The sequence below is a fragment of the Methylobacterium hispanicum genome, from assembly GCF_022179285.1.
GTDB lineage: Bacteria > Pseudomonadota > Alphaproteobacteria > Rhizobiales > Beijerinckiaceae > Methylobacterium > Methylobacterium hispanicum.
Map to the genome: position 1 here is coordinate 1 of NZ_BPQO01000057.1, position 12027 is coordinate 12027.

Here is a 12027-nt window from a genome sequence, read left to right on the forward strand (position 1 = left end):
AGACACCTTCAGCCGACAAGACAGCGGACCACCCGGCTCGCGCCAGATCGTCTGCCTGAACTGTCGGAAGAAGCGTCGGCGCCCGGGTCGCTCTCGCGGCCGGCGCCGATGAGCGCTGTCTACGCAAGCCCAGCCGCCCCGTCAACACCCGATGCGACGAGTACGCGAAAAATCAATGACAGCGCGGTGATCGGCGTGCGAGCCAGCTGTGGTGCGCATACGTTTTTGCATGAAGACGGGAGCCGCATCGGCGGCAGTGAGGTGGTCGTGATCCGACCCGGACCGGCGCATGCAGGGCGCGGCCACCAATGGGCCCATTGTCTTATTCATGAAAGCAGGGAGGGCGTGCCAGTTGCGAACCGGAACACATCGTTAAGCATACCACCGTACGCCGGTCCGCTCAGCTAGGACACGCCCATGCCGAGCCTTCGTCAACTCCTCGTGGATGCTGCGGCCGTGGTGCTGGTCGGCATCGGCTTGACCGCTGCGACTCGCGGCTATCTGCATAATCTCCCCGTTCCGGCTGCCGTGGTCCAGCTCACCTGGGAGGAGCCGCTCACGACCGGCTCGATCCCTTCACCCACGACACAGACCGACGCTGCGGAACCGGCGCCTCCGCGACCTTGGACCGATCCGCCGTTTCGCTCGCTTAGGGCCTCCCGTTAGCACCCGTCCTAACCGTCGGGCGAGCTGGCAGATTACGACGGGGCTCATGCTCCGTCTTTGTCTTGCTGTCTTCCACGGGAACCGATGACGCAGCGCGCTGCGTTGCGATGCACGGATCCCGAAGGGGCCCTTCGACTCAGGTGGAGAAGATTCCAAGCCCGTACCGCTCGACCGTACGGGCCGGGGCACGGAAGACCTGTCGATCCGCTCCGCCTGCGTCGCGTCGAGCTATGAGTATGGATCGGGCGCTCCGCTTTTCGGAGAACGGTCGCGCTTCAACGACGGCCGAACGCACGTCGGCTCGGTCGGTGCGGATTTCAGACCGGCTTGGCGCGGGGGCCTCGATCCGGCCGACAGAGGTGGTTGACCGGAGCCAGCTTTGCCCCTAAGTGGTCCGCACTCGAGCGAACGGCCCCTACGGCGCCGACGCCGGGATCAACTTCGACGCCGCCGTCCGAACTGGCGAGCGCCGTATTGGGGGATAGTTTAACGGTAGAACGGTGGACTCTGACTCCTCTAGTCCTGGTTCGAATCCAGGTCCCCCAGCCACCTGATTTCCTAAGTCATTCTGATCGCTGAGCTTTAGGTCACGCCGTCCCGCGGTGTGGGCCCCCTGCTACACACCGCTGCTACACAAGCCGCCTTCGGCGGCGAAGGAGCGGTGTGGGTGGACTCGCCAACCTCGTCCTGCGCGGACGGGTCTTCTACTTCCGGCGCCGCGTTCCGGCCGACCTCCGGGAGCGGTTGGGCCGGCGCGAACTTGTGCGCAGCCTCGGGACCATCGACCCGAGGGCTGCGCGGTCGAACGCCTGTCGGCTATATCTCGCCTCCGAGGGCCTGTTCACGGGCATGCGCGCGATGCCGATGCTGACCGACACCGAACTCTCCCGCCTCGTGCAGGATTTCTACGCATCCGTGCTGCAGGGCGACGATGCGGTCCGGCTCGCGCGAGCCCAACCGCTGCCCTCCCACCTCGTGGCGGCCAAGCGCGACTTCTATGGAAAGGTCGCTGCCCGCGCCCGCGAGGCGCTCGCCGGCGATGGGTTCGGCGAGGCCCGCGAGATCGCGGCCTCGCTCCTGCGCCGCCAGGGTATCGCGACGGCCACCTTCGGCGTCGCCGAGTGGAACCAAGTGCGCCAGGCCGTACTCAAGGCCGGCATCGACGTCGCCGAGGCGATGCAGGCGCGCTGCGCGGGCGACTTCGAGCACGAGCCGAAGGATCGGCGCCTGAAGATGGCGCTGGCCGCGCTGGCGTCCGAATCGGCCCCGGCACCCGCAGTCCCAGCTGCCGCGCCCCCCGCATCGACCTCCGAGCCGGTCGCCGCGGAAACAGCCATATCAAAGCCGTTGTCTGAACTTTGGCCGGCCTTCTGCGAGCAGCAGACCGTCTCGGGTGCCTGGGAGGGGCAGACGGCTTCGCAGGCGAGAGCCACCTTCCGCCTCTTCATTGACGTCTGCGGCGACAAGGCGACGGCGGCCTACACCCGTACGGATGCGAGCCGCTTCAGGCAGCAGGTCGAGCGCTTGCCGGCGCTCTATTCAAAGTCTCCGCGCTACCGTGGCAAGAGCGTTGCTGAGATCATAGCGCTGTACGCCGAGGATACGGGGACAACCAGGGGCAAGCCCCTGACCCCCAAGACGATCAAGCGCCACTTCTCGGCCCTCTCAACATTCTGGGAGGCGGCCGAGGCTGGTGGCGAGGTCGGGGACAACATCTTCAAGGGCTTTCGCTTCGGCGCGGCCAAGAAGGCCACCGAGCAGCGGCAGATGTGGGAGAAGGAGGATCTCGCGCGCCTGTTCGCCACGCCGATCTGGACCGGCTGTCTGTCGGAGCAGCGACGGAAAACGGCAGGCTCGCTGATACTGCGCGATGAGAAATTCTGGCTGCCCTTAATCGCCGTGTTCTCCGGCCTGCGCCAGGAGGAGATCTGCCAGCTGCACGTTGCCGATGTGCAGCAGAAAGAGGGTATCTGGTTTTTCGACATCAATGATAAGGGCGCGCGCAAGCTCAAGAACCGGTCCGCCGCGCGGCGCGTTCCCGTCCATGCGGAGCTGATCCGCCTCGGCCTGCTTGACGAGGTCGCGGCACGGCGACGCGCGGGCGAGCTGCGTCTTTTCCCACAGTTGGAGGGCGGGGGCGCCGACGGGCGTCTGGGCCATGCCTACACCAAGGCGTTCACGCGCTACCGGCAGGATGTCGGCCTCTACCAGTCCGGCCTCGATTTCCACTCCTTCCGGCACAGCGCCACGACCTTCATGCACGAGGCGGGCGTCCACGCCACCGTCGTCGATCATGTCACGGGCCACGTTACGGCAGGCGAGACTGCGCGCTACACCAAGCGCTCCAGCCTGCAGCAGATGCAGCAGGCTATCGACGCGATCGCCATCGACGTCGATCTCTCGACCCTTCACCGCCCGCCTGGATGATCCGCCCGCATCTGTTGCAGATCTGTTGACCCGCCTCGGGGATACGCCAGGCCCCCAATGGGCTCCGTGTCCCCATCCTCAGCAGAGCTGACGCGGGACCGCCGGATCGCAAGCCGAAGGGCATCGGCAACAAGCGGACGGGCTCGGCAACGGGCTGCTCGGGACAGGGCCCATCCGCAGGATGGAGGAAGGGATCGCTCCCACCCTCCTGGACGACCCGAGCCGCTACGGATCGCACGGCAAGGGTCCTGTCCGCGCTGGCCGCCCGAGAGGGCGGGAAGCGGTGCGTAAAGGCCGACAGCCCAACCCCGGCCTGCCTGTCACAAGGTTGCACCTCGATCCGACGGTTGACCGATGGCGTGGCTCCGGGGTTCCTGACCTCCAAGCGCATAGGCTCAGCTGGCTTCGCCGCCGCAAGGCGAAGCCTTGCCTAGCGGCAAGACGGCCTTCCTCCAACGTCCACCAGGGTTCCTGGGGCCGACAGCCTCGGACACCAGCAAGAATTCGAACCCTGACTCTATCAATCTCTGGAACGGGCCACGGCACCGAGCCTGCCCGACGACCTCCTCCTGACGCTCTCCTCGACGAAGCCGGCCGCGCCTGAGGCGCCGGAGCGGGCCCGCCTATATGGCCCCGCCCACGGCCGCGGCGCCGGGGCATCCTTCGTTCAGGAGCATCACGATGGCAGCCGAGACGACCACGACCGAGATCAGCCCGCCCGGCGCGCCGGCGCCCGAACGGCCGAGCAACCCCTTCGCCGAGGCCGCCCTGAAAGGGCTGCCGAAGGCGGAGCCGGGCGGCCCGACCTCGGCGGAGTTGGAGGCGGAACTCTGGGCGGACGTTCCAGGCTACAACGAGGACTGAGCGATCAGTCCGCATCGGCATCCTGCTCTCGCCCTTCGCGACGGCGGTGAAGATCGCACCCACGGCAGAAGGGGCGGCATCGGCCGCCCCTTCTTTGCTGTCGGCTCGAACCGTGTCCGATTGTGATGCCGATCTCGGCTCGCGACCCAGGCGCCTCGCCCCCTGAAGCTGCCGATCCCAACTTCGTCGGCAACGGGGAGCGGCCGAGGCGAACGCTACCAGTTCTGCCCCTTAAGAACCGCGCGCGGGCTGGTTGAAGGCTGGTCAGAAGTCGATATACGCGGAGATCCTCTTCCGCCTCACCCAAGCAATCCCCCCCTCCGCTCCGACGGAGGCGGAGCGGAGGGGATGGTGTACGCCTCTCCTCCGTACTTTCTCCTTCAATTCGCCATCCATACGAACAGTCTCTCCGCTGCGGATGGAGTTGCCGACCTGGCTTCGTCCGACGATAATCGAGGCCGTCTCTGCTTCCGGACCTGAGGGCACGATCCTTCGGCTCGATTCCAGCCTGAACGCTGTCGCCTCTGATGAGCCTCTCCGAGGTGAACCCGCCTATACTCGCTGAGCAACCGCCTGCAAAACGCAGGCCCGATACCGCCAACTAAGTGACTGGCTCAACGAGTCATTTTTTGGCCTTGCTCCCACAATCCATTTCGTTCGCTCCCACAATCGATTGTGGGAGCGAACGACGAGGATGCCCCGTTGTCGGACGCTCAGGCTGTCGGTGGCGCCATCCGCGTCCGCGCCACATAGGCATCCCACTCCCAACCCGAATAAACTTCGTGGAACGTGGCCGGCCAGAGCTTCGACTGAAAGCCAGCCGCGCGCTGAGCCTGGCTTCTGAGAGTTTTCGAGATCCCGTGCAGTTGGACTACACAGATCTTGCGAGGCTCGCAGCCCGGGCTCGGCGCCGGTGCCGCGCGCAGCTTGAGAGCAAGGATCTGGCCGAGCGCGGTCGGCGTGCCGTCTGCATCTTTCAAACCGGCTCCAGGCTTCGTCGTCTTCAACAGGTATTGCAGCCAGAAAATCTGCCGGCGGTGGGCCTTCGTCGGCGATACCTGAGGCCGATGCCGGACCAAGACCGCCTCCTCCGGCATCTTGCTGCCCAGGGTGTCCACGCCGTACCGGCCGCAGCCACGAACGGACGCCAATCCGGGGCAGACCCCACGCGCGACCTTCGTGTACGGCTTCAACTCCGGCCGTTCAGGGATTGGACGTTCAGGGAAGCGGCACCGGGCGCAGGCGGGCACCAAATTGGCCTCGCGCGCCCACCACTGCCGGATATAAGCCTCCGCCGCCGCCTTCATCCCGGGCGGTATCACGCAGAGCAGATGGGCGTGCAGGCCGCGGTCACGGCCATACTCCAGGACATAGACGTAGTGATGCGTGGTGCCGCAGCGTCGGCGTCCGCCACGCCGCTGTCGCCCAACGTCCGGCACCGCCAGGAAACGCGTCATCTCTTTGTTGAACCTCGCCATCGCGGCGGCGGCCGCTCGGTCGCTGAGGCCCATCATGCCGAAGCCGATATTGATGTGGGTGTTGAAGTGCAGGCCGTACTGCCAAGTTAGGAACGAAGTGGCGTCGTAGAGCTTCGCGGCGGTCTGCCCGGAGAGGATCGGCTCCCGCCAGCTAAGGCGGCCCTCCATCGGCGGCATCTCCACCTCGTGGTAGACGGAGTGGTTCGGAAGGCTGTTGAGCAGGATGCGCGTGCTACGGTCGAGAATGGTCATGGCTATCATCCGATGAAGTCTTCGCCCTTCGTCTGGACGACGCGGGCGCTGCGCAGGGAAGGCGGCTGATTGCGAGGCCTCGCAATCAGCCTCAATTCTTGAGATGAAGGCGAGCCTTAGGCTGACGCTTCGTGCTCGCCGCCGTCAGCAAGCTGATCGAGCAGGGTCCGTTTCAGCTCCTCACCGTCGATCAAGAGGAGGCGCTCGCGCAGCACGCGGCGGTGCTCACGCATCTGCGACAGAATCAGCTCCGCCGCTCCTTGCGCAGCTACCGGCACCACTGCCCTGGCCGCCCCGGACGGCGCATCCTGCTTCATCGCCGTCGCCATGATCGGGTCAGGGGTCTTGGCCGCATCAATGCGGGCCTCGATCTTTGCGAGCTTCAGCCGCTCCCCGTTGCCGAGCTGACCGAGCACGGCAGCAAGGACTTCGGTCGGCGTCCCAGAGCTGGCGAGCAGGCAGACTGCCGATGCGGGCAAACCAATCGCTTCCGGGTGCTGCTGACAGAATGCCGCCACCTTCATGTAGCGCTGGGCGGTGCGGGCATCCCAACCGAAATGGCGCTTGAGCCAGGCACCGAAGGCGGGCTTCGGGTGGTCCCTGAGCTTCTTCTTGACGGCCAACAGCTCCAGGCCAATGGCCACGGTATGGCGGCGAAGTCCTACGAGATGGCCATTGATGGCGGCGGCATGCGGCTCCAAGTCGGCGGCAACATCGTCAGGAATCTTGGTGTCTGGCTCATCGGCGGTCCGCTCTGCGGCCGCCTCCCGCAACTTCAGGATGAGATCTACGTCGGCTTCGTCTTGGCCGTGGGGGATAGGAACAGGTAGGTGGATCTCGGACATGTCAGCCTCTTTTCTGCTGACCGCCGGGTCAGCCCACCATATAGCCCGGCGCCACCCAACTCACTTACCTTGGCCGTTCGAAAGATGGAGATTTAGGATTTTATACCATAAACCCACCCTTCGTTGCTGATATTCCTGGTCTGGTTTGGTGCGCTAACCCTACTGACCGTTCGGCACAGCCCATCGCTACAGCTCTTTCCTGCGGATCGATGTTGGCGGAGGCAGACACCTTAGGTGTTACTGACTGCTGGGGCACTTGCTCATCGACGTCCAGCTTGCGAGGGTCTTCGCGTTCGGAGAAACGACAACTTGTCGCTTTGCCTCTATGCCGGCGACGAGAGTGGACTGGACCGCCCTCGACGCCGGCGCGCGAACGTTAGGAGCCGGCGACTGGGTTGAGCTGCGGGACATTGAAACGTCATCAGGGATGCAGGACAACGCTTGAAAGTGGCGCCTCTACGTGCACCCGAGCTAAAATCACGGCGAGAGTTAAGCTGACATTCTACGCCCGCCCCCGCAGGGTCGTAAAAGCCCGCCTCGCCCTGTCGCTCTCATAGGAGCAGGTGATGACGCAGGATGTACCAACCCGCCCATCCGCGGCCGTGCCGCTTCGTCTACACTGCGCATGAATGCGTCAGATCATGAACGGGGCAACGCGCCACCGAAGCGTTTGCGCCTCCGTCGCCCATACCGGGCGGATCAGCTTTGGACCGCCTAACGCTGTAGGTTCCCGCGCAGAAAATTCGTCCCAATCAGCTGTTTAGCTATCGATTGAGCTGGTTGCGGGCTAAATACAAAAGGGAGGGAGAGACGATCATCCCCCTCCGGAGCAGGAGCGGAGCTGATCTCGCTGGGGACAGGCGGACGCGTCGGCCGATCAAGCTAAACTTCCTCTGCCTGGATGGAATGGAAGCCGAGCCCGCGCTGATGCGGGTGTTCGGAGCTTACCTGGATGCCAAGCACTTGCCTGCCCCGATCCCGCCGCACCGCGACCGCCCCGACGCGCCCCGTCCCGGCCGCCGATGGTGCTCACCCGACGGGACCGATCGGAACAACGGCTTCGTCTGCTTCGATGCCGACGCGCCCTGTGCCCCTGGTGCCCGAGGACGTGCGAAAACGGCAGGATGCGTTCGTCTCCACCGACACCCGCTTTGCCGCCGCGTGCCGCCTGCTGGCCTCGCTCTGGCGAGAGGAGCACGGTCTGCCGGCCGGGCAGCACCGCCCGGAGCCGCGCCGGGCCGGGGGCCGGACCGCTTCGTCCACGACACCCGGCATCAGCCGGCCGAAGTCCGTCCGTCTGGCCTCCCGGCTCTCGACAGCCGCGGCGCGGGCCGGCACCACCTTCCTGACCCCGGCCATCGCCGCCCATGTGAGGAAAGTTCTCCTGTTCAGGGAGCCCGGCGCGCTGTTCGAGGAGGCTCGGCTGTGGGGCAACCTTCTGTCCAGCCAGGCCCTGACCCTGAACCTCTTCGTCCCCCTGGCGCTCGACCCCGCCCGCGCCGCGGCGGTGTTCCGAAGGCTGCTCCCGGGCTTCGTCGGCACCGTCACCGGCATCCGCTTCGAGCACAGCCCAGGCCGGCGCGGGCCGGACTACTTCGGCGACGGTACCGCCTGCGATGTCCTCATCGACATCGTGACGCCGGAGGGCGAGCCCGCCTTCGTGGCGATCGAGGTTAAGTACACCGAGGGCGCCGGCGGCCCCGTCCCGGCGCCGCGGCCCCGCTACGCCGAGACCGCCCGGGACAGCGGCCTCTTCCGCGATCCCGAGGCCGCGGTCCTAGCCCGGCCGGGATTCGAACAGCTTCGTCGCGAGCACGTCCTGGGCCAGCTCATGCTGCAGCACGGTCTGTACGGCCGGGGCCACTTCGTCCTACTTGGGCCCGCTCAGAACGGTCACGTCCAGACCATGGGCCAGCGCTACGCCGCCGAACTCGTTGACCCTGCCGAAGCGCCCGGCCGGGTCGGCTTCAGCACTCTGACCTTGGAGACGGTGGTCGCCGCGATCCGTGACGTCGGGGCAACCGATCTCGCGGCTTCGTTCACGGCCCGCTACCTCGATCTCGGCCGCGTCGCCCACTTCGTTCTCACGCAGGCCATGCCGGCGCCACCGGCTCCTCGACGCCTTGCGGGCAAAGCTGCCTCGGCCGCCGGGCCAGACCGGTCGAACGGCACACAGGCTCCGGATGCGGCTTCGTCCAATCGGCCTCGGACCAAGCCTGCAGCAAAGTCGAGCACGTCGCGGAACCGCGCTGGCGCGCTGAAGCCGGACCTCGGCCAGAGCCAGGTTCAGCCTCAGGCATGAACGCGCTGCCGCCGCCTTCCCGCCGGGTGCTCGCCGACCTCGGCGGCACCTACCCGGCCCTGCGCCCCACGACTGACAAAGCCGCTTCGTCGGTCCTCCTCCCTTCGTAGCCGGCATCTGCAACGCAGGGTGGATGTTCGGCTGAGCGCCATCAGCGGACCTTTGGCCTAAACCACCGGAATGACCGCTTGAAGCCCAATAGCTGCTGTCGACATGGAATGGTTGGTCCGGCGGCCACAACATCCTCCGGTTGTCCCCGCCGGACTTTGATACGATGGGCCGGTCAAGGTTCCCAGTCCCGGGCCTGCCGCCGAGCGGCGGGCTCGCGGTTCAGCTATGCGGAAGGTGCCGGCCCTGACCTTGTCGGACCGGCACCTTCGGCGCGCAATTCCTCCGCCCTCATTCGGCGGCGGCAAGCACGCTCGGCGAGCGTTCGACCTCCGCGCCGAATGCCTTCCGGCAATAGGCGACCAACCGGTCGGCCCGGTCGGCTTCGCAGCGGAAGGCGACGTGCCCGTCCGGGCGCACCAGCACCAGCGCCGGGCGGGCCTCAAGACCGTAGGCACCGTGCGCCTTGCCGTCCATGTCCGACAGGACGGGGATCTTCCCGCCGCCGGCCATCGGCCCCGCCAGGACGAAGCGCGGCTTGATCCAGGGCCAGGCCTCGACGGCGCGGACGGCTTCGAGCAGCGACGTTCCCGCGTCCGGCGACCGGCCGTCGAAGCACAGGAGCGCCCAGCCGGTGGTGTGGCCGTCCGGGTTGTAGAGGAACCGGAACAGGTTCGTGGTCTCCCCGCGATGCGTCACCTCAGCGTCAGGCGCGCGCTCGCCCGGCTTCGGTCCCGGCCGCAGCAAGGTCGCCAAGCCGGAGAGACTGTCCTCGTTCAGCGAACTCTTCGGGTACTCGACCCCCATCTGCTGCATGTCGTCCGTTCCCTGCAGCAGCGAGCCCAGGTTCGGCAGCGCCTTGGCGGCCAACCCCAGCACCGTGTCGGTGACCCGGCCGCGGTAGACGGTCCAGCGGAACCCGCGCGCCTGCTGGGCGCTCAGCCGGGCGTGCTCGCCGCCGCGCTCGCCGTCGTAGGAATCGAGGATGACCGGAGCCGCCTCGCCCCGCAGGGTCATGGCCAGCCGCCACGCGATCTCGACGGCGTCGTGCAGGCCCGCGTTCATGCCCTGGCCGCCGATGGGCAGCGACAGGTGCCCGGCATCGCCGGCCAGGAAGACCCGGCCCCGCGCGTAGCCCGGGGAGACGCCGTACTGGAACCGGCTGTGCGTGAGCCACTGCGGGTCCGACAGGGTCAGGGTCTCGTCGCCGGTGACCTCGCGGGCGACCGCCTGCATCTCTTCGAGGGTGGGGTCGCGATCCGGCACGCCGGTGTCGTCGGCCAGGAAGAACAGGCGGTGGTAGCCGCCCCAGACAGGCAGGATGCCGGCGAACCCCCGCTCGTAGTAGAAGAACCAGAGCTGATCCGGCTTCTGCGAGCGGCGCCAGGACAGCTTGGCGTCGACCTGTCGGTTCATGCAGTTCGGCAGCCGCTCGGGCTCGAAGTCAAGGCCCAGCATCGGCCGGATCGTGCTCTTGGCGCCGTCGGCCGCCACGAGGTAGCGGCAGCGGCGCCGCTCCTCCGGTCCGTCCTTGCCCCGCCTGAGAACCACCGTGACGCCGTCGTCGTCCTGCTCGACGCCGGTGACCGTGCAGCCCCGGTCGAGCAAGCCGCCGCGCGCCTCGAACTCGTCGGTGAGGGTCCGCTCGATCACGTCCTGCCCGCTGTAGAGCACCTCCGGGTAGGGGCTGGCGACGTCGGCGATGGGGATGGGCGTCGTCGGGGTGCCGTTGACGAAGAAGTTGATCGTGTGGATCGCGTAGCTGTTCTCGGCCAGGAGGTCGCGCAGGCCGATGCCGGCGAGGAGCTCCTGCGGGCGGGCCCAGAGGTTGTTGGCGCGCGAGTACGCCTTCACGTTGGTGCGCTCTTCGAGGAGCAGGCACGAGACGCCGTGGTGGCGCAGGGCGTTGCCGGTCGTCAGGCCGATGGGCCCGGCACCGACGACGATCACGTCGGCGTCAAAGCCCTGCTTGGCATCGGCGCGGTTCATTCCTGGGACTCCTTCAGTGTGGCGGCGATGGTTGCGATGTGTCCGTGCGAGGCGCCGATCCGTTGCTGGAGCGTACGCAGGAGCGTGCCGGCGGCTTCGATGGCCTCGGGCGACAGGCCTTCGGTGAGCACGTCGGCCCAGAGGTCCTTGCGGGCCATGGCCTGTTCGTAGGCGGTCGCGCCGCGCGAGGTCATTGCGACGAGCGGCGCACGGCGGTGGTGGGGGTTGGGTTCGAGTTGGACGAACCCGTCGGCGCGCATGTCGTCGACGACGCGCTGCACCGACTGGCGGGCCAGGCCCATGTTGCGGGCGATGTGGGCGACGGGCAGCGGGACCGGGGACAGGGCGACGGCGCCCAGGACCTGCCAGCGGGCGCTGGTCAGCCCGAGGTCGCGCACCAGCGCGTCCCCCCCTTCGACCAAGTCGCCGTTGAGGCGAAACACCTCGATGGCGAGACCCGACCAGGCCCGGCGGAGGCGGTCGATGTCCTTCGAGGCCTTCCTCAGCGCAGAACGCATGATAATCCCTGATTTGTCATCTACCTGCGACAATGACAGCCTGCTGTCTTTGCGGCTTCAACACAGCGCGGGGTGATCGGTTCCAACCCTGACCATGTTTGCCACCAGCCAGTTTGGTTCAGTGGCTCAAGCCGGCCAGGGATGGCCGCGCCACAAACCGCCGGAACAAAAGCTGCCCCTCAAAATTGGTAGTAAGCTGTCATAACGACAGTTGAGTGACAGATTGAAGGCGGATCGTTCCGCCCGCCGGACGGTGCTGGTCGCAGTCCGAGGCCACAGGCTTGATGCCGGCCTGGAAAGGCCCTGTGGCCCATGCGGCGAGCCATGGCCGGGGCATTGGCGCCGATGGCGCCTTGCAACGGGTCGCCCGTCGTCCGGCAACACATCGTCGAGGCATGAAGGGGAGGAATGCGAATATGAGGCAAGGCTTGGTCGAGGGTGCGCCGAAGTTCTCGGTACAGGAGCGTGACCTAAGAGCCTGTTTGAGGTCCTCCGCCGGCCGTCCCCATCTGTCTCGTGTCACCAATACACGATCCGTCTGGCAGGACGGAGGAGAGAGCAGATGTGGACGGACCGGC

The 12027-nt window shown here is 66.8% G+C and carries 7 protein-coding genes and 1 tRNA gene; 4 read left to right on the forward strand and 4 right to left on the reverse strand.

Translation table 11 applies throughout. The features are described 5' to 3' along the window. Positions 1–1141 precede the first annotated feature (1141 nt). The 3 genes from MFF56_RS31270 to MFF56_RS31280 all read left to right on the forward strand — a co-directional run bounded on the left by MFF56_RS31270 (position 1142) and on the right by MFF56_RS31280 (position 3957). A tRNA-Gln gene (locus MFF56_RS31270) sits at positions 1142–1215 on the forward strand. A gap of 114 nt (positions 1216–1329) precedes the next feature. Next, positions 1330–3093 carry a site-specific integrase gene (locus MFF56_RS31275; RefSeq protein ID WP_066918249.1) on the forward strand — a complete coding sequence of 588 codons (1764 nt, stop codon included), beginning with the start codon at positions 1330–1332 and terminating at the stop codon, positions 3091–3093. A 681-nt stretch (positions 3094–3774) separates the two neighbouring features. Continuing rightward, positions 3775–3957 (forward strand): hypothetical protein, encoded by a 183-nt coding sequence (locus MFF56_RS31280; protein ID WP_066918247.1) that lies wholly within the window; start codon positions 3775–3777, stop codon positions 3955–3957. Positions 3958–4670: 713 nt separating this feature from the next. Here MFF56_RS31280 and MFF56_RS31285 read toward each other — a convergent pair. Beyond that, positions 4671–5687, reverse strand: coding sequence for a hypothetical protein (locus MFF56_RS31285; protein ID WP_156453447.1), 1017 nt, complete (start codon positions 5685–5687; stop codon positions 4671–4673). 116 nt (positions 5688–5803) lie between these two features. Then, the gene (locus tag MFF56_RS31290) at positions 5804–6532 is read right to left on the reverse strand and encodes a hypothetical protein (RefSeq protein WP_066918243.1); all 729 of its coding nucleotides are present in this window, start codon (positions 6530–6532) and stop codon (positions 5804–5806) included. A 1072-nt stretch (positions 6533–7604) separates the two neighbouring features. Here MFF56_RS31290 and MFF56_RS31295 point away from each other — a divergent pair. Then, positions 7605–8834 carry a PGN_0703 family putative restriction endonuclease gene (locus MFF56_RS31295; RefSeq protein WP_066918241.1) on the forward strand — a complete coding sequence of 410 codons (1230 nt, stop codon included), beginning with the start codon at positions 7605–7607 and terminating at the stop codon, positions 8832–8834. Positions 8835–9233: 399 nt separating this feature from the next. Here the strand turns inward: MFF56_RS31295 and MFF56_RS31300 are convergent, their stop codons facing one another. Together MFF56_RS31300 and MFF56_RS31305 are read right to left on the reverse strand one after the other, a co-directional pair. After that, on the reverse strand, positions 9234–10931 hold the full coding sequence (locus MFF56_RS31300; RefSeq protein WP_066918240.1) for an FAD-dependent monooxygenase: 1698 nt from the start codon (positions 10929–10931) through the stop codon (positions 9234–9236). Further along, positions 10928–11449: a MarR family winged helix-turn-helix transcriptional regulator gene (locus MFF56_RS31305; RefSeq protein WP_066918237.1), complete on the reverse strand. Its 522-nt coding sequence runs from the start codon at positions 11447–11449 to the stop codon at positions 10928–10930. The genes MFF56_RS31300 and MFF56_RS31305 overlap by 4 nt, the downstream gene beginning before the upstream one ends. Positions 11450–12027: the final 578 nt, after the last annotated feature.